Source organism: Citrobacter sp. Cpa228, assembly GCF_030333085.1.
GTDB classification, from domain to species: Bacteria; Pseudomonadota; Gammaproteobacteria; order Enterobacterales; family Enterobacteriaceae; genus Citrobacter; species Citrobacter pasteurii.
In genome coordinates this window covers 288087-311863 of record NZ_JAOWGQ010000055.1, presented here as the reverse complement: position 1 = coordinate 311863, position 23777 = coordinate 288087, and the positions used below count along the sequence as shown (strand labels likewise).

The window sequence follows — 23777 nt, the reverse complement described above, 5'->3', positions numbered from 1 at the left end:
CCTATAGTCAGCGACGCAGAATCTGAGCCAGACAATCCACCACGCCAACGGGATTGTCCCGATGCGCGTTGTGTCCGGCGTTACGAATCACATGGTTCGGCACGGATATTTCCGCCGCCAGAGTGCGGAATTTATCGTCACGTTCACCACATAAATAATAAAACGGAAATGTGCGCGTAGTGAGTTGCGCACGTAAATCAGGTTGTATGGCCAGCGAGGTGGCTTCCAGCATTGCCGCCAACGTTTCACCTTTATTCTGGCAGCGTAAAGCGACCAGCGCCGCTCTTTGCGCGACATTCAGCGAGGAAAAGACCGGCTGTTGATACCAGTCATTAAACACCTCGCGCAGCGGCTCAGTGCGAAAACGCGCGGCCCAGCGGCCATCGGAGAGACGACGCTGAATGCGCTCATCTTCGTGTTGTAAGCCAGGGTGCCCACCTTCAACAACCAGACCGCAGAGTCCCGGCATCCCCTGACAGGCCGCCATCATTGCAACTCTGCCGCCAAGGGAATATCCCACCAGCCAGTAGTTAAGTATGTTGTAACTAAGCAGCGTGTTACGCAACAAATCGCTGACGTCATCGAATCCGTTCACGCTGATATCAGCAGAACCGCCGTGGCCAGGCAGGTCGATATACAACCGCGAATAGTCCGGGAATGCTTCACCTACCGTCTGCCATTCCCGGCGATCACCGGAAAATCCGTGCAGGAAAACCAGCCAGGGGGAATCCACATGACCCGTGTTCGCCTGCGCGTGCAGGATCATAGATGACTTACCTGCGCCAGCAGTTGCTGCAGGGTTTGCGCCCCGTCAGTTTCATTCACTACCAGCTCAATCACCGTAGCCACCGGGGTACGCCAGGCGTTCGTCAGCGCGCTCTCCAGTTGCGCCCAGTTCTCCGGGCGGTGATATTTGAGGTCAAACATAGCCGCGGCATGCTCAAAATGGACGTTCTGCGGCATCAGGTAGAACCGTTCACGTTCGCCTGGCGGGGTTGGCAGCAGGGAGAAAATCTGTCCGCCGTTATTATTCACCACAATCAGGACAAACGGCGCGGAAACCTGACGCAAAAGCGCCAGCGCATTCAGGTCATACAGCGCGGATAAATCGCCAACAATAGCCAGCGTCGATTTTGCACTGGCACGCTGTACGCCTGCCGCCGTTGATAGCAGACCGTCAATACCGCTCGCACCGCGATTGCTGTAAACCGGGAAACCTGCCGGAAGCTGAGACAGTGCGTCAATCAGCCGTACCACCAGACTGTTACCCACGAACAGCTGCCCCTGCTCCGGCAAGTATTCGCGAATACGGTGCGCCAGCTGTGCTTCGCCAAACGTGTCACGGCGGGCTTCTACCGCCTGCCATGCCTGTTGCGCCAGCCGTGGGATCTCCACACACCAGGGCTGGCGTTTCTCCGCCGGATGCAGCTCCAGCCAGTCGCCTACTTTTGCCACCAGCCGGCGCCCACGATGGTGAGCCGGATCGAGGCGGCCTTCGATATTGTCGACAATCCAGAATTCCTGTGGGTCGCAATTGGCCTGCCATTGCAGCAGTCGTTTACCGGTCAGACTACTGCCGAGCTGCACCACAATCTGCGCCTGCTCTAATTCAGCTATCGCTTTCGCGTTCCCCAGCCACAGATCGGCGCAGGGCAACGGCTGTCCGGTTTGCGACAGCACATCACCAATGAGTGGCCAGCCTAACGTCTGCGCCCAGAGCGCAACTTTCTTGCCCTCTTCGGCGCTCATGCGCCCGGCAAGTACTACACCACGTTTTTGCCGCCAGAAAAACCAGTCGCGTTGTTTATCACTTTCCAGTCGACGCGCCGCGCCCAACCAGGGTTTATCATCCTGCCACCAGTCACCAAGACGCTGCTGCCAGGCCAGACCCGTTTCGTCCATCTCGCCATATAAGGGTTCTGCAAACGGACAGTTTATATGAACCGCCCCGCTATGCAGCGCGGCTAAGGCGTTATCGATGGCAGACACCAGCCAGCTTGCCGGAATGTCCTGCGTCGGACGCGGTAAAGAGAGCGTTTGCGACGGATGCGAGGCAAACATGCCGGCCTGACGAATAGCCTGGTTAGCGCCACAGTCAATAAGCTCAGGCGGTCTGTCAGCGGTAAGCAAAATCAGTTTTTCACCGGTCAGCCCGGCTTCAATCAGCGCCGGATATAAATTCGCCACCGCGGTACCGGACGTCACAATCACGGCGACAGGCTGACGGCTAACTTTTGCCAGACCTAAGGCCAGATGCCCAAGACCACGCTCGTCAAAATGGGTGTGGTGGATGAATGCGGGGTTTTCCGCTGCCGCCAGAGTCAACGGTGTAGAACGAGAGCCAGGGGCAATGCAAACATGCCTGACGCCGTGGCGAGTGAGAGCTTCCAGAATGACCGCCGCCCAGCGTCGGTTAAATGCGCTTACTGACATGAGATTGTCCGGTATCAATATTGCGACACAGTATAAAGAATCGAATAAATGGATTTTTGATATGAGTCGGGAATATACACGAAATCATTATCCTTCTATCGATAATAAAGTACGTAACCCTGCCGCTTTATTATCTATTTCTTGCCATTCTTGCTCAGGTTCTGAACCGCGCACGATCCCCGCCCCGGCATACAGGCGTACGACATTTGCGCTAATTTTCGCTGAACGTAATGACACGCAAAACTCGCTCTGACGCAGTGAAAGATAACCCGCAGAACCGGCATACCACTCGCGTTCAAAGGGTTCATTATGTTGGATAAATTCACGCGCCAGCTCGCGTGGAATACCCGCTACGGCCGCAGTAGGCTGTAGCTGTACCAGACAGAGCGTATCATCCGCCTGATTGAGCGCAGTCCAGATACAGCGGCGCAGATGCTGTACTTTGCGCAGTCTAAGTACCTGTGGCGGCAGGACATCGAGGGTTTGCGTACAGTTCTGCAGCCGTTGGCAAATATCTTCCACCACCAACATGTTCTCACGCTGATTTTTATCGTCCTTCATCAGCCATTCACCCAACTGCCAGGCGCGATGATCGTCAGGGTGATTGGCAACGGTTCCGGCCAGCGCCTCAGTGCGCAGTGCCGTGTCACGCCGCCTGTACAGACGTTCAGGGGATGAGCCAAGAAAAGCAGATTCGGCGGAAAACGCCATATAGAAGTGGTAACAGTTGAGATTTAAACGACGACTGGAGGCCATAACCGCCGCGGCATTAACCGGCTGAGAAAACTGTAAATCGGTCGCCCGCGCCAGCACCACTTTGTCGAGTTCTTCCTCAGCAATGGTCTGCGTGGCAAGCTCAATAAGTCGAACCCAACCATCTTTATCCGGCCAGTGCTGCTCTCCCGTCAAAATCAGACGCAATGCGGGAAGCTGTTTTACCTGTGCAAGTGTTGAAATAAACGCAGCGGCCTGCGCGGCATCTTCACGCAACGACACGTCGCTATACAGGTGTAGTCGTAAGGTAGCAACCCCGGCGCAGCGTCGCCATTCCAGTCGCGGCAGCAATAAATTACCGCGCTGCGGCTCAAACGCATTCAGGCCCCAGACGCGCAGTTCGGGGTAATTATCATGTTGGCGTAAAAACCGTTGAGCAGATTCCAGTGAGGAGAATGTCGCAACTGCGCCCAGCACAGCTGCTTCTTCATCGCCGTTACGTTGCTGCCAGTAAAACTGAGGCCAGACGGGCTGGCTGGCCAGCCATCCTAAAGCGTCAAAAGCATCGTTCAGTGGGAAAGGTATGTCGTAAATACGAATGCCAGGTGCTGCCGGTATCTCTTGCGACAAAATGCGCATCAGACTTTCCAGCGCAGTAGTGATTGAATGCACGCGGACCTCTCCCTGTTAAAAACCTCTCATTATACGGGGTACTGAGCAGAAAAAGCAGTACCCCCGTATAGGGGGTGCGATAACAGCGCTATATTTATCGCCGTGCCAGCAATAATCCCATCACTAAACCGACTGTCGCCCCCACGCCGATCCCACGCCAGGGTTTTTCGTGTACATAGTCATCTGCCCGGCAAACAGCCTGCTTTGCACGATAATAGTAACTGTCAGAGGCGTGACTAACGCGATTTCTCACCTCTTCTAACGCCTGCTCAGCCCGCGCTTTCAACTCAAGGTACTTCTGGTCGGCAGGATCGCCGGAAGAACGTAACACTTCTTCCAGCGTTTCACTCAACAATTCCAGATCGTCATCAATACGTGATTCGTAAGAATGAAAAGACATTTTATTCTCCCTTTCTATTGACGTATCCGCTAACTATAGACGACAGGTGCTGTTTACGCTTGATGCCCCTCACGCGCCATGCCGATGTGTGGAATACCGTCTTCGTCATAGATCTCCGTGACGGGAACAAAACCAAATCTCGCATAGAACGATTGCAGATGCGCCTGAGCCCCCAGGTATAACGCCTTATGCGGCCAATGCTGCGCACAGGATGCCAGCGTTTGCATCATTAACTGCTGCCCCAATTTTTCGCCGCGTAGCGCTTCGCTTACAATCACCCGGCCAATTACTACCGGCTCCAGATCATCGTCACTTTTCAGAATCCTCGCATACGCCACCAGTTCATCATTATGCCATCCCAGAATGTGACGGTTCTCGCCGACTAAGTCGTCGCCATCCACGTCCTGATACGGACATTGTTGCTCAACAACGAATACTGCGCAGCGAAGCTGAAGAATGGCATACAGCTCCTGAACACTCAGCTTTGCATGATGGAGATCTTGCCAGTGGATCATTGTCTGCCCCTTTGTTGTGATAACCTGAACACCCTGCCTCATTGATGGCGAAAAGTGTAACGTAAAGATGGAATTACTATTTTTAGGTACGTCTGCGGGAGTTCCCACACGTTCTCGCAATGTAACGGCAATATTACTGAATCTGCAACACCCGACTCAGGCAGGTTTGTGGCTTTTTGATTGCGGCGAAGGGACGCAGCATCAAATGCTTAGCTCCCCGTTCAACCCAGGCAAACTTGATCGTATTTTTATCAGTCATCTGCATGGCGATCACCTGTTTGGTTTACCGGGGCTGCTGTGCAGTCGTTCAATGGCCGGAAACGTCCAGCCGTTGACGCTTTATGGGCCGAAAGGATTACGGGAATTTACCGAAACAGCCCTGCGACTGAGCGGTTCCTGGACCGATTATCCACTGGAAATTGTGGAAATCACCGCCGGTGATGTTGTGGATGACGGCCTGCGCAAAGTGACCGCGTTTCGACTGGAACATCCGCTGGAGTGCTACGGTTTTCGTGTTGAAGAACACGACAAGCCGGGGGCGCTTAATGCCAGCGCCCTGAAGGCGGCAGGCGTTAAAGCGGGCCCGTGGTTCCAGGATTTGAAAGCCGGGAAAACCATCGTGCTGGAGGATGGTCGCGCGATTAACGGCGCCGATTTTCTCTCCCCGGCAACCCGAGGAAAATCCGTGGCAATTTTCGGTGATACCGGGCCCTGTGCGAGCGCTATCGAACTGGCAAAAGGGGTGGACGTGATGGTACATGAAACCACGCTGGACGCCTCAATGGAGGAAAAAGCCAACAGCCGCGGGCATAGCTCCACCCGGCAGGCCGCACAGCTGGCACTGGACGCCGGTGTGGGCAGACTCATCATGACCCACGTCAGCTCACGCTACGATGCAAAAGGCTGCCAGCGGTTACTTGAAGAGTGCAGAGCGATTTTTCCAGACACGGAACTGGCTCACGATTTCGCCATTTTCACCGTTTAGCGCTTTATTTTTCCGCCTCAATGCCGATAACAGTGGAAAGGCTGGCTTTCACACTGAGGACAGGATGAACAATTTTCAGAAAGATATTGATGACAGGACCAATTTAACCTTGTCGAACCGCTTTGAGCTGCTGCTGTTTCGCCTTGGCAAATCCGTTGAGGAGCAGAAATCAGAGCTGTTTGGCATCAACGTATTCAAACTGCGTGAAATCGTACCGATGCCGACCTTCACGCGTCCGGCAGGCATGAAGGCACCGCTTTTAGGGATGGTTAACATTCGCGATCAGGTGATACCGGTGATTGACCTGCCTGCCGTCGCAGGCTGTAAGCCAGAGACCGGACTCAACATCCTGTTGATCACAGAGTACGCCCGCAGCGTCCAGGCGTTTGCGGTGGAGTCAGTAGAGAACATTATGCGCCTCGACTGGCAACAGGTGCATACCGCCGAGAAAGCCGTCAATGGCCGCTACATTACCAGTATCGCCTGTCTGGACGACAACAAAGAGACCAACAACCTGGCGCTGGTGCTCGACGTTGAGCAAATTCTGTACGACATCGTACCGTCGAACCACGATCTGCGCGCAACTGATCTGAAAACCAATAAGTTCAACATCACGCCAGGTGCGGTGGCGATAGTGGCAGATGACTCCAAAGTGGCTCGCGCGATGCTGGAAAAAGGGCTCAACGCCATGGAGATCCCACACCTGATGCATGTGACGGGCCAGGATGCGTGGGAAAAAATTCAACAGCTATCTGAAGAAGCGGAAGCGGAAGGTAAGCCAATCAGCGAAAAGATTGCCCTGGTGCTCACCGACCTGGAAATGCCGGAGATGGATGGTTTTACGCTGACCCGTAAGATAAAAACCGACGAACGCCTGAAGAAGATCCCGGTCGTGATTCACTCCTCGCTTTCCGGTAGCGCTAATGAAGATCACGTCCGCCGGGTTAAGGCCGATGGTTATGTGGCCAAATTCGAAGTCAATGAGCTTTCTTCAGTAATCCAGGAAGTGATGGATCGCACAGCGAAAGGCATCAGCGGTCCACTGGTGAGCAGGCAGCTTTTGAACTAACTATCTTTCACGCATAAAAAAACCCGCCGAGGCGGGTTTTTTCGTTATTGCATTTAGCCTTACATCAGCGGAGCCGCTAACTGCACGATGCTGATCAGCGGTTGCGGGTAAATACCCAGCACCAGTACCAGCAGGGCAGAAATCAGCACCACGATACCGCCCGCGCTGTACTGCCAGTTAGACGGCGCATCACGGTTCAGCTGTTGCGGTGCGCTCAGGTACAGGCTCACGGCAACACGCAGGTAGTAGTACAAACCAATCGCCGAACCGACCACCACGGCAGCAACCAGCCACCACAGATTAGCCTGCACACCGACCGCCAGCACGTAGAACTTACCGATAAAGCCCAGCGTCATCGGGATACCGGCCAGAGACAGCATCATTACCGTCATCACTGCCGCGAGGATCGGACGATGCCAGAACAGACCACGGTAGGAGAACAGAGAGTCCGCATCCGGGCCGCGGTACGGGCTGGACATCAGGCTGACCACACCGAACGCGCCAAGGCTGCTGAACAGATAACCGGCCAGGTAAACGCCAACTGCTTCCATCGACATCTCGCCGCTCTGCAGAGCAATCAGTGCCACCAGCAGGTAACCGAGGTGAGAGATGGAAGAGTAACCGAGCAGACGTTTGATATTGGTCTGGCTCAGCGCCATCAGGTTACCGAAGATGATGGACGCAAAGGCAATCACACCGAGCACGATACGAACCGCTTCGCTGTCGCCAACCGGCGCGTACAGGAACAGACGCATTACCACGCCGAAGATAGCGATTTTGCTCGCCGTCGCCAGGAAGGTGGAAACCGGAGCCGGAGCGCCCTGGTAGACGTCTGGCGTCCACAGATGGAACGGAACCAGTGAAAGTTTGAAGCCGAGGCCAACAATCATCAGACCAAAGCCCGCCAGCAGCAGCGGTTCGCTCAGCATGCCGTCACCGAGGCTCTTACCAAGCGCAATGAACGACAGGTTGCCGGACTGCGCGTACACCAGCGCCATACCGAACAGCAGGAAGGAAGACGCTGCGGCAGACAGGATGGTGTATTTGATACTGGCTTCCAGCGAACGCTTCTGACGGAACGCATAACCAACCAGGCCAAACAGCGGCAGAGAGATCAGTTCGATACCGAGGAACAACGCCGCCAGATGGTTAGCGTTAGCCAGCAGAATACCGCCGAGCGCGGCAATCAGTACCAGCAGGTAGAACTCTTCCCGGTTGTCATCGTAGCCTTCCAGCCACGGGTAAGCGAAGGTACAGGTGGCAAGACTCGCCAACAGCACCAGCCCGGTGTAGAGCATGGCGAAACCGTCAACCCGCATCAGCGGGGTGACGTCCATGGCGCCCGCCTGGCCAACAAACCAGAGCGAAACCAGCGCGGCGTTAAGCCCAATGACCGACAACGTGGCATTGAGGAAATGATTGCGTCGCCACGCAATGGAGAGCATCACAACCACCACCGTCAAGCCGACGATCAGCAGCGGTAGCAGCGCAATCAGGTGTTGTGGAGTTATTGTCATGGCGATTTACGGCCTTGTAGTAGTAACGGAATTAACAAACCACTGCTGGATGTTGCTCATCGCAGAATGCGAGGTATCCAGAATCGGCTGCGGATAGAAGCCAAGCAGTACCAGAAGCACGACCAGCAACAGGATGATAAACAGCTCACGCAGCGACATCCCTGGCAGTTCAACACTGGCAATCTGGCTTTTCGCCTTACCAAAGTAAGCGCGATGCAGCATCGCCAGCGAGTATACAGAAGCAAACACCAGACCAAAGGTTGAGATCACGGTAATAACCGGAACCACCTGGTAGCTGCCGAACAGAATCATAAATTCGCCAACGAAGTTACCTGTACCCGGCATACCCAGCGTACACACTGCGAAGAACATCGACAGCGCTGGCAACCATTTCATTTTGCCCCACAGGCCGCCCATCATACGCATATCACGCGTGTGCAGACGTTCGTACAGCTGGCCACACAGGATGAACAGACCGGCTGCGGACAGACCGTGCGCAATCATCTGGATAACCGCACCCTGGTACGCCAGTTGGCTGCCGGTGTAGATAGCAATCAGTACGAAACCCATGTGCGATACGGAGGTGTAAGCAATCAGGCGTTTGATATCGTACTGATTAAAGGCCATCCACGCGCCGTAGAAGATACCGATAACGCCGAGCCACATAGCGATAGGTGCAAACTCCGCCGACGCGTTCGGGAACAGCGGCAGGGAGAAGCGCAGCAGACCGTAGGCCGCGGTTTTCAGCAAAATCCCCGCCAGGTCAACGGAACCTGCGGTCGGTGCCTGGGAGTGCGCATCTGGCAACCAGCCATGCAGCGGAACCACCGGCATTTTCACCGCAAACGCGATGAAGAAGCCCAACATCAGCAGATATTCCACGCCGTGGGACATCGGGGTATTCAGCAGCTCTTCATAGTTGAAGGTCCACACACCGGTCGCTTTATAGTGCACAAACACCAGTGCCAGGATGGCAATCAACATCACCAGGCCACTCGCCTGGGTATAAATGAAGAACTTGGTTGCCGCCGTGATACGCGTTTTACCGTCAGAGGCTTTATGCCCCCAAAGTGCTATCAGGAAGTACATCGGCACCAGCATCATTTCCCAGAAGAAGAAGAACAGGAACATGTCGATGGCAAGGAACACGCCGATAACGCCGCCTAAGATCCACATCAGGTTCAGGTGGAAGAAGCCCTGGTATTTTTCGATTTCATTCCAGGAGCAGAGTACCGCCAGAACACCGAGCAGACCGGTCAGCACTACCATCAGCAGCGACAGACCGTCGATAGCCAGATGAATAGAGATGCCAAAACGTGGGATCCACGGCAGGACAAACTCAGACTGCCACTGCGGAATGCCAGCGGATTGCGTCAGTGAATAGCCGCCCTGCAACCACAGTTGCAGGCCAAGCGCCAGCGTCAGTCCCATGGTAATCAGCGCGATCCAACGCGGCACCTTCACGCCAAAGCGCTCGGTCTGCCAGCACAGGAAGCCACCGATAAAGGGGATTAATATCAACCAGGGTAATAACATAGCTAAGTATGTCCCTTATATTTACTCCTGCTCAGGCTATCTCACTCGTCAGCCCAAATCCCGGCAGTGCTCGCAATCCTCACGTACTTCAGTACGCTCCGGTTGCTCTGCGCTGGCGGTATTCGGTCTGACTTCGCCGATGACGCCTGTACTTCAGGAACAGATTTTCAACGAATTCTAAAAATTATTTTGGGTTTGTAGGCCGGATAAGCGCAGCGCCATCCGGCAGTTGTTCATCCAGCCAACAAACTCAACGCAGTACCATCAACAGTGCCAGCACAACAACGGCGCCGATGCTCATTGATGCCACATACCAACGCAGATAGCCGTTCTCGCTTAACAGCAGGCCTTTACCTGCAAAGCGGGACAGGATCGCCGGAATGTTCATCATTGCATTCAGCGGATCGCGTTTCAGCAGCCATGCAATGCCAAGGAACGGCTTGACGAACACTTTGTCGTACAGCCAGTCGAAGCCCCAGGCGTTATACCACCAGGTACCCAGCAGACGGCCTGGCGCACTGTTGGCAATCGATGTCACAAGCTGGCGTTTACCCAGCCACAGCCATGCTGCGATCAAGATACCCGCAATCGCGACGATACCGGAGGTAATTTCCAGCGTCATAACGCGACCATGCTCAAGCTCGGTCGTCGCAGGCAGTACACCATGAAGCGGCGGCACAATCAGCGCGCCAACGAAGGTGGACAGGATCATCAGCACAATCAGCGGCAGATGATGGGTAATCCCCTTCCCGGCGTGAGCGTGAATTTGTTCTTTACCGTGGAACACGATGAAAATCATACGGAAGGTATACAGAGAGGTCATAAACGCACCGACCAGACCTGCAACCATCAGATTGATATGACCGTTCGCCATTGCACCGGCCAGAATCTCATCCTTACTGAAGAAACCAGCGGTAATCAGCGGCAGAGCCGACAACGCTGCGCCACCAATCAGGAAGCAGAGATACACCAGCGGAATAGACTTACGCAGGCCGCCCATCTTGAAGATGTTCTGTTCGTGGTGGCAGGCCAGGATAACCGAGCCGGATGCCAGGAACAGCAGCGCTTTAAAGAAGGCGTGCGTCATCAGGTGGAAAATCGCCGCATCCCACGCCTGTACACCGAGAGCCAGGAACATATAACCAATCTGGCTCATGGTGGAGTACGCAAGAACGCGTTTGATGTCGGTCTGTACCAGCGCAGCAAAACCCGCCAGCACCAGCGTGATAGCACCGATAATCCCCACCAGATGCAGGATTTCCGGGGTCATCAGGAACAGGCCGTGGGTACGGGCAATCAGGTAGACACCGGCGGTAACCATCGTTGCGGCGTGGATCAGCGCGGAGACAGGCGTCGGGCCGGCCATCGCATCAGCAAGCCATGTTTGCAACGGCAGCTGCGCAGATTTACCGACCGCACCGCCCAGCAGCATCAGGGTTGCCCACATCAGCATGTCATTGCCTGCGGCAAAGTGCGCCGGAGCCAGTTCAACCATTTCGCGGAAGTTCAGCGTACCCAGCTCGTTGTAGAGAATGAACAGCGCGAACGCCAGGAACACGTCACCGACACGGGTCACCACGAAAGCTTTCATTGCCGCTGCGCCATTCTTCGGATCGGTGTAATAGAAACCGATCAGTAAGTAAGAGCACAGACCCACGCCTTCCCAGCCGAGGTACATCAGCAGCAGGTTATCCGCCAGTACCAGAACCACCATGCTGGCGATAAACAGGTTAGTGTAGGCGAAGAAGCGGGAGTAACCCTCTTCCCCGCGCATATACCAGGAAGCGAACATGTGGATCAGGAAGCCGACACCGGTTACCACGGAGAGCATGGTCAGCGACAAGCCGTCCAGCACCAGGTTGAAACCGATGTTGAAATCACCGACCGACATCCACGTCCACAGCGGCTGACTGTAGGCCTGCTGGCCATTAGCAAAGAAGTCAACGCCAACAAACGCAGTAACCAGCGCCGCCAGGCCAATCGACCCGACACCCACGGTCGCGGACAGATTTTCTGACCAACGGCCGCGGGAGAACGCCAGTAATACAAAGCCAATAAATGGCAGAATAATGGTTAAGGCAAGCATGTTCATCCACGCATCTCACTTACTGAATCGATGTTCAGGTTCTGGCGACGGCGATGAAGTTGCAACAACAGCGCAAGTCCAATGCTCGCTTCCGCAGCCGCAAGGCTGATGGCGAGAATGTACATCACCTGACCATCGGTCTGGCCCCAGTAGCTTCCGGCGACCACAAAGGCCAGCGCAGAGGCGTTAATCATGATTTCCAGCCCGATCAGCATAAACAGCAGATTGCGGCGGATAACCAGACCGGTCAAACCCAGGACGAATAAAATCGCAGCGAGGATCAGTCCATGTTGTAAGGGGATCATGCGTGCTCCTCCGTTTTTCTTTTCGCGCGGTCATCGGTGCGATTGCTCAGCACTTCACCTGAACGCTCTTCGCGCCCCACGTGGAAGGCCACAACCAGACCCGCCAGCAGCAGCATCGAAGCCAGTTCAACCGCCAGTACATACGGTCCGAACAGGGAAATACCGACTGCTTTCGCGCTAATTGGCGTCCCGTCGATGCCCTGATCGTTTACGCCCAGAATGGCGTAAACAATGACCACCAGCATGATGGCCGACAGAATCGCCGGTCCAATCCACACCTGAGGTTTCAGCCACTGGCGTTCCTGTTCAATTTCAGAACCACCGAGGTTGAGCATCATTACCACGAATACGAACAGCACCATGATGGCGCCCGCGTAGACGATAATTTCCAGCGCACCCGCGAAGTAAGCGCCTAACGAGAAGAACACCCCGGAAATCGCCAGCAGCGAAATAATCAGATACAACAGTGCGTGTACCGGATTGGTGTGGGTGATCACCCGCAAGGTTGCGAGAATGGCTATCAGGCCACAGATATAAAAAGCGAACTCCATTGCCCCTCTCCTTACGGTAACAGGCTCTTGACGTCGATAGGCTTAGCTTCGTTCTCTGCTTCGCCCTTATCTTTGCCGTCGATTGCCATACCTGCCATCCGGTAGAAGTTATATTCCGGGTATTTGCCCGGACCGGAGATCAGCAGATCCTCTTTCTCGTAAACCAGGTCCTGGCGCTTGTACTCACCCAGCTCGAAATCTGGAGTCAGCTGAATAGCCGTTGTCGGACAGGCTTCTTCACACAGGCCGCAGAAAATGCAGCGTGAGAAGTTAATGCGGAAAAACTCCGGATACCAGCGGCCATCTTTGGTCTCTGCTTTTTGCAAAGAGATACAGCCTACCGGACACGCTACCGCACACAGGTTACAGGCAACGCAGCGTTCTTCACCGTCAGGATCACGAGTCAGAACGATACGACCACGAAAACGGGGCGGTAGATAGACCGGCTCTTCCGGGTACATCTGCGTTTCGCGTTTCGCGAACGCATGCAGGCCGATCATCCAGATACTGCGTACCTGGGTGCCGAAGCCTACGAACAATTCTTTTAAGGTCATGGTGTTTGTGTCCCTTATTGCGCCTGCCAGAGAATGACAGCCGCCGTTACCAGCAAGTTGACGAGCGTCAGCGGCAGACAAACTTTCCAGCCGAAGGACATTACCTGGTCATAACGAGGACGCGGTAACGACGCACGAATCAAAATGAACATCATCATGAAGAACGCGGTTTTCAACGCGAACCAGACGAATGGCGGTAAGAACGGGCCATGCCAGCCACCGAAGAACAAAGTAACCATCAGCGCAGAAATGGTGACGATACCGATGTACTCACCGACGAAGAACAGACCGAATTTCATACCGGAATATTCAATGTGGTAACCATCGGCCAGTTCCTGCTCGGCTTCTGGCTGGTCAAACGGGTGACGGTGACACACCGCCACGCCCGCGATGGCAAAGGTGACAAAACCAAAGAACTGCGGAATAACGTTCCAGATATCAGCCTGGTTATTGACGATGTCGGTCATGTTAAATGAACCGGCCTGCGCCACCACGCCCATCAGGGAAAGTCCGAGGAACACTTCGTAGCTCAGGGTCTGCGCAGACGCACGCATCGCACCGAGTAGCGAGTATTTGTTGTTACTCGACCAACCGGCGAACAGCACCGCGTAGACCGCGAGGCCTGCCATCATCAGGAAGAACAGGATCCCGATGTTCAGGTCAGCAACGACCCAGTTCGGACTCACCGGTACAATGGCGAAAGCCAGCAGCAGCGAGGTGAAGGCGATCATCGGTGCCAGGGTAAAGATGACGCGATCCGAGAATTTCGGGATCCAGTCTTCTTTAAAGAACATCTTGATCATGTCCGCAACCAGCTGGAGCGAACCGCCCCAGCCAACACGGTTCGGTCCGTAACGGTTCTGGAACAGACCCAGCAGACGGCGTTCGCCAAAGCTCATGAATGCCCCGCAGGTGACCACCACCAGCAGGATCACCACCGCTTTGAGGATGCTCAGCAGGATCTCAATCAGATCGGGTGTAATCCAACTCATTGTTGTGCCTCCTGCAGATCCTCAAGACGCGCACCTGCCAGAACCGGCGCGATGCCAGGCATGCCCATCGGCAAACCAACCTGCCCTGCCGTTAATCCTTCAGCGATTTCAACCGGCAGCGTGACCGTGTTGCCATCGTAGCTGAAAGAAACGCGCGTACCGGCATTAACACCCAACTTCGCGGCATCTGCCGGGTTGAGCTTGATGTACGGCTGCGGCATACGGGTCTGGAAGACCGGCGCACGCTGGGACATTTCATCACTACCAAACAGGTGATAGTAAGGCGCGATACGCCACTGACCTTCCTGAGCCTGGAAACTCGCCGGAACGGTAGTGAAGTAATCCATACCATCCGCAGAAGCTTCGATCAGACGCACGCCCGGATCGCCATGACGCAGTTTACCGCCCACTTCATCCTGGAACTTGTTCCACGCCTGTGGGGAGTTCCAGCCCGGAGCCCAGGCAAACGGAATTTGTGAACGCGGCGCAGACGGCTGGTTGTTGCCTTCCATCGAGAAGGCGAACATGGTGTCTTTGTCCTGCGGTTGACGCGGTTCGTGTACGCTGATGTTGGCGCGCATTGCGGTACGCCCACTGTAGCGATGCGGTTCACGCGCCAGCTTCTGTCCACGGATACGGAAGCTTGCGTCCGGCGCAGCATCTTTAATACCCGCCAGTTGCGGCAGCTTCTCAACGACCGCGTCGATAACGTGGTCGAGCTGCGTCCAGTCCACTTCACGGCTCTGCACGGTGCTGTGCAGCGAGTGCAGCCAGCGCCAGCTTTCCAGCATGATGGTGTTGCTGTCGTAGTACGACGGGTCATAGACCTGGAAGAAGCGCTGGGCGCGACCTTCGTTGTTAATCACCGTACCATCGCTTTCGGCGAAGCTTGCAGCGGAAAGCACCAGATGGGCGTTTTCCATAATCGCGGTGCGCTGATGGTCAACAACCAGTACCAGCGGCGCTTTCGCCAGCGCGGCATCAACGCGGGCGGCTGAAGCATGGCGATGCAAGTCATTTTCCAGCACCACAACGGCGTCAGCGCGACCTGTTTCCAGTTCAGTCAGCGCATCGTCGAGGGAACCACCGCCCATCATGCCGAGGCCCATGCTGTTGACCGAGCGAGCAATCATGGTGATGCCGACGTCTGCGCCACGACCCTTCAGCGCCTTCGCCACGTTGGCAGCAGCCTGAATCACCTCGGCGCTACCGGCATTGGTACCGGAAATAATCAGTGGTTTCTTCGCCCCGGCCAGGGCCTGAACGATAACGTCAATTTTGTTCTGCAGGTCACGGTCGATGCCGTCAACCGCTGGTGCGTTGTTATCCAGCGCATGGGCGATAGCGAAACCTAAACGCGCCTGATCTTCAACCGGTGCACGGTAGGTCCATGCCGCGATGTCGTCCAGACGGGTGTTATCGACGTTAGTGACAAACAGCGGGTGCTTGGCGCGCTGGCCGATGTTAAGGATGGCCGCGATCTGCCAGTCGGCCACTTTCTGCGCCGCCGCCATTTCGCGAGCTTTACCTTTCACCGCCTGGCGCACCGCCAGCGCAACGCGCGCACCGGTCTGGGTCACATCTTCACCCAGCACCAGGACTGCATCGTAAGATTCGATTTCACGCAGCGCCGGGGTATGAATACCACCGTCACGCAGCACGCTCAGCGCCAGTTGCAGGCGTTCCTGCTCACCCTGGGCGATACCGGTATAGAAGTTATCCGCACCGACCAGTTCACGCAGCGCGAAGTTGCTCTCAACGCTGGCGCGTGGGGAACCGATACCGATCACTTTCTTCGACTGACGCAGAATGTCAGCCGCGCCCTGCATCGCCTGTTCGGCGTTGAGGGTGATCAGGTCATCGCCACGGCGCTGTACCGGCTGACGCGGACGGTCTTTCAGGTTCACGTAACCATAGCCAAAACGACCACGGTCGCAGAGGAAGTAGTGGTTAACGGTACCGTTGTAGCGGTTTTCGATACGACGCAGTTCGCCATAACGCTCACCCGGGCTGGTGTTACAGCCAATGGAACACTGCTGGCAGATGCTCGGCGCAAACTGCATATCCCATTTACGGTTATAACGCTCGGAGTGCGTTTTGTCGGTAAACACGCCGGTCGGACAAATTTCTACCAGGTTACCGGAAAATTCGCTCTCGAGCGTACCGTCTTCCGGACGACCAAAATAGACGTTGTCATGTGCGCCATAGACGCCCAGATCCGTGCCATCGGCGTAATCTTTGTAGTAACGCACGCAGCGATAGCAGGCGATGCAGCGGTTCATTTCGTGGGAGATGAACGGCCCCAGGTCCTGGTTGCGGTGTGTACGCTTCGTGAAGCGGTAGCGACGGAAGCTATGACCGGTCATGACGGTCATATCCTGAAGGTGGCAGTTACCGCCCTCTTCGCAGACCGGGCAGTCGTGCGGGTGGTTGGTCATCAACCACTCGACGACACTTTCGCGGAACTGCTTCGCTTCTTCGTCATCAATCGAAATAAAGGTGCCTTCGGTGGCCGGTGTCATACAAGACATCACCAGGCGACCACGCGTGTCTTCCGCGTTCTGATATTGCTTCACCGCACACTGGCGGCAAGCACCGACGCTGCCCAGCGCCGGGTGCCAGCAAAAGTACGGAATATCAAGGCCGAGAGACAGACAAGCTTCCAGCAGGTTGTCCGCTCCGTTGACCTCATATTCTTTGCCGTCTACATGAATCGTAGCCATAGTCAGCATGCTTCCAGTTGGCTCGGTCAGTGACCAAGCGTTAATCGAATTTCTTATCGCGACACAGGGCTAACCCTGCTATTACCAGCGCTCTTTCAGCAGGTTCGGCTGAATACCACCAATAGCGTGGGTATTGCTGAAGGTCTGCTTGATGCCAGCTTCGAATTCTTCGCGGAAATATTTAATGGCGCTCTGCAGCGGTTCCACTGCACCCGGTGCGTGTGCACAGAAGGTTTTACCCGGGCCGAGGAAACGACACAGTTGCTCAAGTGTCTCGATATCCCCAGGCTGGCCTTCGCCACGCTCCAGCGCGCGCAGAATTTTCACACTCCACGGCAGACCGTCACGGCACGGCGTACACCAGCCGCAGGACTCGCGGGCAAAGAACTCTTCCAGGTTACGCACCAGCCCAACCATGCCAATCTCGTGGTCGACGGCCATCGCCAGCGCGGTACCCAGACGGCTACCCGCTTTACCGATGCTTTCGAATTCCATCGGCAGGTCGAGGTGTGCTTCAGTCAGGAAGTCAGTCCCCGCGCCGCCAGGCTGCCAGGCTTTGAACTTCAGGCCATCGCGCATGCCGCCCGCGTAATCTTCGAGGATCTCACGCGCGGTAGTGCCAAATGGCAGCTCCCACAGTCCCGGATTCTTCACGCGACCAGAGAAGCCCATCAGTTTGGTGCCTGCGTCTTTGCTCTTCGAAATGTTCTGGTACCACTCCACGCCGTTTGCGAGGATAGCCGGTACGTTACACAGGGTTTCGACGTTGTTAACGCAGGTCGGTTTACCCCATGCGCCAGAGCTTGCCGGGAACGGCGGCTTGGAACGCGGGTTAGCACGGCGACCTTCGAGGGAGTTAATCAGCGCAGTTTCTTCACCACAGATGTAACGCCCTGCCCCGGTGTGTACGAACAGTTCGAAATCGAAACCGGTGCCCATGATGTTTTTACCAAGCAGACCGGCTTCGGTCGCTTCGGCAATCGCGCGGCGCAGATGCACAGCCGCTTCGATATACTCACCGCGCAGGAAGATGTAACCACGGTACGCTTTCAGCGCAAACGCGGAGATCAACATACCTTCCACCAGCAGGTGCGGCAGCTGTTCCATCAACAGGCGGTCTTTATAGGTGCCCGGCTCCATTTCATCAGCGTTACACAGCAGGTAACGGATGTTCATAGATTCGTCTTTCGGCATCAGGCTCCACTTCAGACCGGTGGAAAAGCCCGCGCCGCCGCGCCCTTTCAGGCCAGCGTCTTTTACCTGGTTGACGATTTCATCCGGTGACAGCCCGGTCAGGGCCTTACGCGCACCTTCATAACCGTTCTTGCTACGGTATTCGTCCAGCCAGACTGGCTGTTTGTCATCACGCAGACGCCAGGTCAGCGGATGTGTTTCGGGAGTACGGATAATGTCTTTCATTTATACCGCTCCAGCAGTTCGGGAATGCCTTCCGGGGTCAGGTGAGCATGAGTATCTTCATCGATCATCATGTTCGGCCCCTTGTCGCAGTTCCCCAGGCAACAGGTCGGCAGCAGCGTAAAGCGACCGTCAAAGGTCGTCTGCCCCGGCTTGATGTTGAGTTTTTTCTCAAGCGCAGCCTGGATCCCCTGGTAGCCATTGATATGGCACACGACGCTGTCGCAATAGCGGATCACGTGGCGACCGACCGGCTGGCGGAAGATCTGGCTGTAGAATGTCGCAACACCCTCGACGTCGCTTGCCGGGATCCCCAGCACATCAGCGATCGCATAGATCGCCCCATCCGGCACCCAGCCACGCTGCTTCTGAACGATTTTCAGCGCTTCAATGGACGCCGCACGTGGGTCTTCGTAGTGGTGCTTCTCGTGCTCAATCGCTTCACGCTCAGCCGCACTCAGCTCAAAAGCCTCGGTTTGTGGTTGTTGATTCTCGTGCATAATTAGCGGTCCACATCTGACATAACAAAATCGATACTACCCAGATGGACGATCAGGTCGGACACCAGGCTGCCACGTACCGCTACCGGGATCTGCTGCAGGTGCGCATAGCTCGGGGTACGGATACGGGTACGATAACTCATGGTGCTGCCATCGCTGGTCAGGTAGTAACTGTTGATACCCTTGGTTGCTTCCACCATCTGGAAGGACTCGTTCGCCGGCATAACCGGGCCCCACGAAACCTGCAGGAAGTGGGTGATCAGGGTTTCGATATGTTGCAGCGTGCGCTCTTTCGGCGGCGGCGTGGTCAGCGGATGATCCGCTTTGAACGGGCCTTCCGGCATGTTGTTGAGGCACTGCTCAAGGATGCGCAGACTCTGGCGCAGCTCTTCAACTTTCAGCATCACGCGGGTATAGCAGTCGGAAACGCCGCCGCCAACCGGGACTTCAAAGTCAAAGTTTTCGTAGCCAGAGTACGGACGTGATTTACGCACATCAAAATCAATACCCGTCGCACGCAGCGCAGCACCGGTACAACCCCAGTCCAGCGCTTCTTTCTTACCGTAAGCGGCAACACCCTGCGAACGGCCTTTCAGGATGGTGTTACGCAGCGCGGCTTTCTCGTAAGAATCCAGACGTTTTGGCATCCAGTCGAGGAAATCACGCAGCAGTTTGTCCCAACCGCGCGGCAGATCGTGTGCCACACCGCCGATACGGAACCAGGCCGGGTGCATACGGAAACCGGTGATCGCTTCCACGACGTCGTAGATTTTCTGACGGTCGGTAAAGGCGAAGAATACCGGGGTCATCGCGCCGACGTCCTGAATGAACGTGGAGATGTACAGCAGATGACTGTTGATACGGAACAGTTCAGACAGCATGACGCGAATCACGTTGACGCGATCCGGCGTGGTGATGCCTGCCAGTTTCTCAACCGCCAGTACGTAAGGCATTTCGTTAACGCAGCCGCCGAGGTACTCGATACGGTCGGTGTACGGAATGTAGCTGTGCCAGGACTGACGTTCGCCCATCTTTTCAGCGCCACGGTGGTGGTAGCCGATGTCAGGTACGCAGTCAACGATTTCTTCGCCATCAAGCTGCAGCACAATACGGAACGCACCGTGGGAAGACGGGTGGTTAGGACCGAGGTTGAGGAACATGAAGTCCTCGTTTTCGGTGCTACGCTTCATGCCCCAGTCTTCGGGTTTGAAGGTCAGCGCTTCCATTTCCAGATCCTGTTTGGCTTTAGTCAGCTCAAACGGGTCGAATTCAGTCGCACGCGCCGGGTAGTCCTTACGCAGCGGATGGCCTTCCCAGGTATGCGGCATCAGCAGACGCGTCAGGTGCGGGTGACCTTCGATGTCGATGCCAAACATTTCCCAGGTTTCACGCTCATACCAGTTGGCGTTCGGGAACAGTTTGGTGAAAGTCGGTACGCGCAGATCGTTTTCAGACAAAGCCACCTTGAGCATGATATCGCGATTGCGTTCAATAGAGATCAGGTGATAGAAAACGGAAAAATCCGCGGCGGGTAACCCTTCGCGGTGCGTACGCAGACGTTCGTCCATGCCGTGTAAGTCAAACAGCATGACGTAAGGTTTCGGCAGTCTCTTTAAGAAATCGCCAACTTCCAGTAATTGTTCACGCTTGACCCAAACAACGGGTACCCCGGTGCGAGTCGCCTGAACGGTAAAGGCATCCGGCCCAAAACGGTTGCGCAGTTCGCCAATGACCGGGTCATCAAGGTGATCCCGTGTTTGCCATACGGCGTCTTGCGCGGTTAAGTCGGTCATATTGTTCACCATTGCAAATGGTCCGTGGTGGTCGGCAGTGCTTCGCGCTATTTATGTAGTGGTAAGCGAAGGAAGTGCTGCTGCCGACAGGCGCAAATTAAATCTCGTCTGGTGTACGAAGATTCGTTACAGCAATACGTTCGCCGCGTTTACGCTCGCGTTCTGACTGCATATTGGCGCGATAAACGCCCTGATCGCCAACCACCCAGGAGAGCGGACGGCGTTCTTTGCCAATGGAATCTTGCAGCAGCATCAGAGCCTGCATATACGCTTCCGGACGCGGCGGGCATCCCGGGATGTACACATCGACCGGAATGAATTTGTCAACGCCCTGCACTACCGAGTAGATATCGTACATACCGCCGGAGTTGGCACAGGCGCCCATGGAAATAACCCATTTCGGTTCCAGCATCTGATCATAGAGACGCTGAATAACCGGCGCCATTTTGGTAAAGCAGGTTCCGGCTACGACCATCAGGTCAGCCTGACGCGGCGATGCACGCAGAACTTCCGCACCAAAACGGGCTACATCGTGCACGGCGGTAAACGAGGTCACCATCTCTACGTAGCAGCAGGAGAGGCCAAAGTTATATGGCCAAATTGAGTTTTTACGGCCCCAGTTAACCATGTCATGCAGCTTGCCCATGAACACGTTTTTGTTAACTTCTTGCTCCAGGGGGTCGGTTACGATCTCCTGTTTTTGCAGGGGGTAACGGTCGTTCTCACCGTTAGGATCTATGCGGGTGAGCGTATAATCCATCTTAATGCCTCGCGGTTAGCGTTGACGATTAGCGATACTGTTCGTTTCCGGGTTCATACGCTCGCGGCGTGAACGCGCGGGCGTCCAGTCCAGCGCGCCAATACGCACCAGATAAACCAGACCTGCCAGTAACACAAAAATAAAAATTGCAGCTTCCACAAAGCCAATCCAGCCGCTTTCACGGATAGAAGTTGACCATGCGAACAGATACAGCGCTTCAACGTCGAAGATAACGAAGAACATGGCTACCAGATAAAACTTGGCAGACAGGCGCAAGCGGGCGGTGCCGACCGAGTCGATACCTGATTCAAACGGCACGTTTTTAGATCTCGCGCGCGCGCGACCACCTAAAAACCAGCCGCCGACGAGCATCAGGCAGCACAGGCCAATGGCAACAATAAGAAAGATAGCGAATGCCCAGTGATGAGCGATGATTTCAGTGGATGTTGACATACTCATTGCTTACTCATCAAAAGTAGCGCCAAATTCTCTGCTCTTTTCGGCAGATGAACGCCACATCGATTCATGGGGAGGAATAAAAAAAACCTTACAATCACTGTGAAAAATCATTTTAGACAGCTAATTGATGGGGTTTTTTACTCCTTTCTATAACCTTTTGTCAACTTTAACAAAAGTTTCCTCACATTATTTTACACTGTTCCAACTTCATTAACATAAAGTGCTCTTTAGACCAATTTCGATCGCATCATCAGTCATTTTTAATGTTGTTGAATCGTGTCCGTTGTGAAGTAAAAAAGATAATACACGTCTATTTTGACAGGAATTCGCACAGATGCCTCCCCCTAAATGGGAGTATTTTCTTGATCTGTGACACGCTTTTGTTAATTCACCATAAAAAACAGCAACAATTTCTCTAGTTTTTTAACATGAAAATGCAGAGCGCCTCGAGTGATTATTTTTTGCACTATTTGTAGGTGGTTTTTTTACCTACTGATTTTGTTAAGTTTTGGTATACAAAATGACATCTCCGGTCATTATTTGCATAAAAAAAGAGCCGATGGATGTTTTTTCATCACCAGCGACTCATTTTTGCACTTACATTTTATAACGATTATTTATGGTACATCACTCGAAGTCGCCCTCAACAATCAGCGAATCGTCTCCCCCTTCAGGGGTAAACTGGTTGTATTGCCAGGGATTTTGATAGGTCTGCATCGACTTAAAGATCACCTGAGCCAACTCATTTTGTGAGGCAGGGTCGCAGCACAGCAAGTACTCTGTTTCCGGCAATGGTGGCAATCCGTCCGCCGCGCCCAGTACGCGTAAATCAGGGCTCATCATTTCTACAGGACGGGCAGTCACGCCCAACCCCGCCTTCACTGCCGCACGCACAGCCGCTAATGTTGAAGCAACATAGGCCAGACGCCACGGGATCTGTGCAGCGTTCAGCGTTGCCAGTACCATATCGCGGAACGGACTCGGATCGTCCAGCAGCACCAGCGGCACCGGCTCACCTTTTTGTAAAATATATTCGGCCGCACAATACCAGTGCGTAGGTGAGGTACGCAGATTCAGACACTCAAAATCGCCTGGCCGGTTGGTTGTCACCACCAGATCAACGTCTTGTGACTTCAGCATATCCACCATGTAGGCGTTGCGTTTCACTCTGACATCCAGCGCAAGCTTCGGATAAACCGAACTTATCCGGTTCAGCAGAAAAGGAAGGATGGTATCCGCTGACTCATCAGAAGCGCCAATAGTTAACACTCCCTGAAGATTGTTAAACATCAATGATGAGCATGCCTCATCATTAAAACGCAATATTTTTCTGGCGTAACCCAGCAACTGAATCCCATGCTCGGTCAGTAGTTTGTTACGTCCATGGCGCGCGAACAACTCTTTCCCCACCAGTTGTTCGAGGCGTTGCATTTGCTGACTCACCGCAGACTGAGTGCGACATACCGCAGCTGCCGCAGCCGCGAAGGTATTCAGATCGGCAACAGCAACGAAGGTTCTCAGCAGATCGAGATCGAGGTTAATTATCGGACGATTTGCATTTATCATAATTTTTCACTTACTCGCGGGTCATACCGGGTTAATGCTGTGCATTCAGAAACAAACAACTCCATTTGTAATGGACCTCCCTCGCAGTTTCACCAGGTGTAACCGGGTGAAAATAAGGATGTATTTGCTTTAACAAACGAAACAATTTCTCTTCAGCGCTATTTAATACCCATAGCACTCATCGGAATATAGCAACGAGAAAGAGTCATTTTTTAGCTATTGGATGATTCT

At 54.5% G+C, this 23777-nt stretch carries 21 protein-coding genes; 2 read left to right on the top strand and 19 right to left on the bottom strand.

All coding sequences use genetic code 11. The annotated features are described in order from the left end of the window. Window positions 1–7: 7 nt before the first annotated feature. The 5 genes from menH to OGX91_RS20020 form a co-directional block, all read right to left on the bottom strand. Entirely contained in the window at window positions 8–766 is a 759-nt protein-coding gene (menH, locus tag OGX91_RS20040) for a 2-succinyl-6-hydroxy-2,4-cyclohexadiene-1-carboxylate synthase (protein WP_149691461.1), read from the bottom strand. Further along, window positions 763–2433, bottom strand: a complete 1671-nt coding sequence (gene menD, locus OGX91_RS20035) for a 2-succinyl-5-enolpyruvyl-6-hydroxy-3-cyclohexene-1-carboxylic-acid synthase (RefSeq protein ID WP_188232042.1) — start codon at window positions 2431–2433, stop codon at window positions 763–765. Before menD ends, menH begins: the two co-directional genes overlap by 4 nt. A gap of 87 nt (window positions 2434–2520) precedes the next feature. Continuing rightward, entirely contained in the window at window positions 2521–3819 is a 1299-nt protein-coding gene (gene menF / locus OGX91_RS20030; protein ID WP_286627229.1) for an isochorismate synthase MenF, read from the bottom strand. Between the two features lie 94 nt (window positions 3820–3913). Continuing rightward, on the bottom strand, window positions 3914–4219 hold the full coding sequence (elaB, locus tag OGX91_RS20025) for a stress response protein ElaB (protein WP_005129450.1): 306 nt from the start codon (window positions 4217–4219) through the stop codon (window positions 3914–3916). Between the two features lie 53 nt (window positions 4220–4272). Further along, complete coding sequence (locus OGX91_RS20020; RefSeq protein WP_005129453.1) at window positions 4273–4734, bottom strand: GNAT family N-acetyltransferase; 462 nt, start codon at window positions 4732–4734, stop codon at window positions 4273–4275. 67 nt (window positions 4735–4801) lie between these two features. On the opposite strand from OGX91_RS20020, the gene rbn reads away from it, so the two are divergent. After that, the gene (gene rbn / locus OGX91_RS20015; RefSeq protein WP_040230132.1) at window positions 4802–5719 is read left to right on the top strand and encodes a ribonuclease BN; all 918 of its coding nucleotides are present in this window, start codon (window positions 4802–4804) and stop codon (window positions 5717–5719) included. A 64-nt stretch (window positions 5720–5783) separates the two neighbouring features. Next, window positions 5784–6788, top strand: coding sequence for a chemotaxis protein (locus OGX91_RS20010; protein ID WP_005129463.1), 1005 nt, complete (start codon window positions 5784–5786; stop codon window positions 6786–6788). Window positions 6789–6847: 59 nt separating this feature from the next. Here the strand turns inward: OGX91_RS20010 and nuoN are convergent, their stop codons facing one another. The 14 genes from nuoN to lrhA form a co-directional block, all read right to left on the bottom strand. Then, window positions 6848–8305, bottom strand: a complete 1458-nt coding sequence (gene nuoN / locus OGX91_RS20005; RefSeq protein ID WP_005129464.1) for an NADH-quinone oxidoreductase subunit NuoN — start codon at window positions 8303–8305, stop codon at window positions 6848–6850. Window positions 8306–8311: 6 nt separating this feature from the next. After that, window positions 8312–9841 carry an NADH-quinone oxidoreductase subunit M gene (gene nuoM, locus OGX91_RS20000; RefSeq protein WP_003027692.1) on the bottom strand — a complete coding sequence of 510 codons (1530 nt, stop codon included), beginning with the start codon at window positions 9839–9841 and terminating at the stop codon, window positions 8312–8314. 250 nt (window positions 9842–10091) lie between these two features. Beyond that, the gene (gene nuoL, locus OGX91_RS19995) at window positions 10092–11933 is read right to left on the bottom strand and encodes an NADH-quinone oxidoreductase subunit L (RefSeq protein ID WP_286627228.1); all 1842 of its coding nucleotides are present in this window, start codon (window positions 11931–11933) and stop codon (window positions 10092–10094) included. Beyond that, the gene (gene nuoK, locus OGX91_RS19990) at window positions 11930–12232 is read right to left on the bottom strand and encodes an NADH-quinone oxidoreductase subunit NuoK (protein WP_000612644.1); all 303 of its coding nucleotides are present in this window, start codon (window positions 12230–12232) and stop codon (window positions 11930–11932) included. Before nuoK ends, nuoL begins: the two co-directional genes overlap by 4 nt. Continuing rightward, the gene (nuoJ, locus tag OGX91_RS19985) at window positions 12229–12783 is read right to left on the bottom strand and encodes an NADH-quinone oxidoreductase subunit J (RefSeq protein ID WP_003028059.1); all 555 of its coding nucleotides are present in this window, start codon (window positions 12781–12783) and stop codon (window positions 12229–12231) included. Before nuoJ ends, nuoK begins: the two co-directional genes overlap by 4 nt. An 11-nt stretch (window positions 12784–12794) precedes the next feature. After that, complete coding sequence (nuoI, locus tag OGX91_RS19980) at window positions 12795–13337, bottom strand: NADH-quinone oxidoreductase subunit NuoI (RefSeq protein ID WP_003028062.1); 543 nt, start codon at window positions 13335–13337, stop codon at window positions 12795–12797. 14 nt (window positions 13338–13351) lie between these two features. Beyond that, the gene (nuoH, locus tag OGX91_RS19975) at window positions 13352–14329 is read right to left on the bottom strand and encodes an NADH-quinone oxidoreductase subunit NuoH (protein WP_003028063.1); all 978 of its coding nucleotides are present in this window, start codon (window positions 14327–14329) and stop codon (window positions 13352–13354) included. Beyond that, on the bottom strand, window positions 14326–17052 hold the full coding sequence (gene nuoG / locus OGX91_RS19970; RefSeq protein ID WP_005129471.1) for an NADH-quinone oxidoreductase subunit NuoG: 2727 nt from the start codon (window positions 17050–17052) through the stop codon (window positions 14326–14328). The genes nuoH and nuoG overlap by 4 nt, the downstream gene beginning before the upstream one ends. An 81-nt stretch (window positions 17053–17133) precedes the next feature. Next, complete coding sequence (nuoF, locus tag OGX91_RS19965) at window positions 17134–18471, bottom strand: NADH-quinone oxidoreductase subunit NuoF (protein ID WP_005129472.1); 1338 nt, start codon at window positions 18469–18471, stop codon at window positions 17134–17136. Next, on the bottom strand, window positions 18468–18968 hold the full coding sequence (gene nuoE, locus OGX91_RS19960; RefSeq protein WP_003028069.1) for an NADH-quinone oxidoreductase subunit NuoE: 501 nt from the start codon (window positions 18966–18968) through the stop codon (window positions 18468–18470). The genes nuoF and nuoE overlap by 4 nt, the downstream gene beginning before the upstream one ends. 2 nt (window positions 18969–18970) lie before the next feature. Further along, window positions 18971–20773 carry an NADH-quinone oxidoreductase subunit C/D gene (gene nuoC, locus OGX91_RS19955; RefSeq protein ID WP_082031705.1) on the bottom strand — a complete coding sequence of 601 codons (1803 nt, stop codon included), beginning with the start codon at window positions 20771–20773 and terminating at the stop codon, window positions 18971–18973. Window positions 20774–20858: 85 nt separating this feature from the next. Next, a complete protein-coding gene (nuoB, locus tag OGX91_RS19950) occupies window positions 20859–21521 on the bottom strand; it encodes an NADH-quinone oxidoreductase subunit NuoB (RefSeq protein WP_003028075.1) in 663 nt (220 codons plus the stop codon). A gap of 15 nt (window positions 21522–21536) precedes the next feature. Beyond that, window positions 21537–21980 carry an NADH-quinone oxidoreductase subunit NuoA gene (nuoA, locus tag OGX91_RS19945; RefSeq protein WP_003028077.1) on the bottom strand — a complete coding sequence of 148 codons (444 nt, stop codon included), beginning with the start codon at window positions 21978–21980 and terminating at the stop codon, window positions 21537–21539. Between the two features lie 627 nt (window positions 21981–22607). Then, window positions 22608–23546 (bottom strand): transcriptional regulator LrhA, encoded by a 939-nt coding sequence (gene lrhA, locus OGX91_RS19940; RefSeq protein ID WP_005129482.1) that lies wholly within the window; start codon window positions 23544–23546, stop codon window positions 22608–22610. Window positions 23547–23777 lie beyond the last annotated feature (231 nt).

Excerpts from the sequence above, each read along its gene's own strand:
- menH (WP_149691461.1), bottom strand. The coding sequence starts at position 766 with ATGATCCTGCACGCGCAGGCGAACACGGGTCATGTGGATTCCCCCTGG.
- menD (WP_188232042.1), bottom strand. The coding sequence starts at position 2,433 with ATGTCAGTAAGCGCATTTAACCGACGCTGGGCGGCGGTCATTCTGGAA.
- elaB (WP_005129450.1), bottom strand. The coding sequence starts at position 4,219 with ATGTCTTTTCATTCTTACGAATCACGTATTGATGACGATCTGGAATTG.
- OGX91_RS20020 (WP_005129453.1), bottom strand. The coding sequence starts at position 4,734 with ATGATCCACTGGCAAGATCTCCATCATGCAAAGCTGAGTGTTCAGGAG.
- rbn (WP_040230132.1), top strand. The coding sequence starts at position 4,802 with ATGGAATTACTATTTTTAGGTACGTCTGCGGGAGTTCCCACACGTTCT.
- OGX91_RS20010 (WP_005129463.1), top strand. The coding sequence starts at position 5,784 with ATGAACAATTTTCAGAAAGATATTGATGACAGGACCAATTTAACCTTG.
- nuoN (WP_005129464.1), bottom strand. The coding sequence starts at position 8,305 with ATGACAATAACTCCACAACACCTGATTGCGCTGCTACCGCTGCTGATC.
- nuoM (WP_003027692.1), bottom strand. The coding sequence starts at position 9,841 with ATGTTATTACCCTGGTTGATATTAATCCCCTTTATCGGTGGCTTCCTG.
- nuoL (WP_286627228.1), bottom strand. The coding sequence starts at position 11,933 with ATGAACATGCTTGCCTTAACCATTATTCTGCCATTTATTGGCTTTGTA.
- nuoK (WP_000612644.1), bottom strand. The coding sequence starts at position 12,232 with ATGATCCCCTTACAACATGGACTGATCCTCGCTGCGATTTTATTCGTC.
- nuoJ (WP_003028059.1), bottom strand. The coding sequence starts at position 12,783 with ATGGAGTTCGCTTTTTATATCTGTGGCCTGATAGCCATTCTCGCAACC.
- nuoI (WP_003028062.1), bottom strand. The coding sequence starts at position 13,337 with ATGACCTTAAAAGAATTGTTCGTAGGCTTCGGCACCCAGGTACGCAGT.
- nuoH (WP_003028063.1), bottom strand. The coding sequence starts at position 14,329 with ATGAGTTGGATTACACCCGATCTGATTGAGATCCTGCTGAGCATCCTC.
- nuoG (WP_005129471.1), bottom strand. The coding sequence starts at position 17,052 with ATGGCTACGATTCATGTAGACGGCAAAGAATATGAGGTCAACGGAGCG.
- nuoF (WP_005129472.1), bottom strand. The coding sequence starts at position 18,471 with ATGAAAGACATTATCCGTACTCCCGAAACACATCCGCTGACCTGGCGT.
- nuoE (WP_003028069.1), bottom strand. The coding sequence starts at position 18,968 with ATGCACGAGAATCAACAACCACAAACCGAGGCTTTTGAGCTGAGTGCG.
- nuoC (WP_082031705.1), bottom strand. The coding sequence starts at position 20,773 with ATGGTGAACAATATGACCGACTTAACCGCGCAAGACGCCGTATGGCAA.
- nuoB (WP_003028075.1), bottom strand. The coding sequence starts at position 21,521 with ATGGATTATACGCTCACCCGCATAGATCCTAACGGTGAGAACGACCGT.
- nuoA (WP_003028077.1), bottom strand. The coding sequence starts at position 21,980 with ATGAGTATGTCAACATCCACTGAAATCATCGCTCATCACTGGGCATTC.
- lrhA (WP_005129482.1), bottom strand. The coding sequence starts at position 23,546 with ATGATAAATGCAAATCGTCCGATAATTAACCTCGATCTCGATCTGCTG.